The sequence below is a fragment of the Limosilactobacillus viscerum genome, from assembly GCF_947387525.1.
GTDB lineage: Bacteria > Bacillota > Bacilli > Lactobacillales > Lactobacillaceae > Limosilactobacillus > Limosilactobacillus viscerum.
This window is the reverse complement of sequence record NZ_CANDNW010000076.1, coordinates 1-538: the sequence shown is the minus strand read 5'-3', so window position 1 is coordinate 538 and position 538 is coordinate 1. Positions and strand designations below refer to the sequence as shown.

General features: G+C 37.5%; 1 protein-coding gene. It reads right to left on the bottom strand.

All coding sequences use genetic code 11. The annotated features are described in order from the left end of the window. Window positions 1–95: 95 nt before the first annotated feature. Window positions 96–389 (bottom strand): type II toxin-antitoxin system HicB family antitoxin, encoded by a 294-nt coding sequence (locus QOS07_RS09310; RefSeq protein ID WP_283588656.1) that lies wholly within the window; start codon window positions 387–389, stop codon window positions 96–98. Between the last annotated feature and the right edge of the window lie 149 nt (window positions 390–538).

Below are 538 nucleotides of genomic sequence, written 5' to 3'. Positions count from 1 at the left end.
ATTGGCATACACCAATCGAGATCTTCCTGCTTAATCTACGTCATTAAATTCGTTCAAGTTATTTCTTGCAATCTGCCGTTTTAAAGGAATTCCAATTAGGCACCTAGCTTTTCCTTCAGTGCATTCGTCATGACTTCGGAAAAGTTGATCCCACGCTCCTTACCTAATTCATTTAAGTAATTAGGAATGGTGATGGTTTTCTTTACAACCTTGTTGTCGTTTTTACGTTTGTATTCGGAAATGTTGACAGTTACCAGTGTAACAGTAGTGCCAGCAGAGGAACTGGGCAGATTAATATTAGACTTAGGTAATTGCTGCTCTAACGAATAGGTACCAATGTAATCTTTAGCCATTTCCATTGCATCAGCAATTGATTTTCCCTCGGTCATTCCGTCGAGGTCAGGGATCTCAACGAAATAGGGATAAACGTTATTATCTTTATTTTCAGTAATAATAATTGGAAATGGCAGATTGCAATAAATAAATTGAACACTTCATCGAAACATTTTTCGCATAAAGACTTCAATGGGTGATCGCC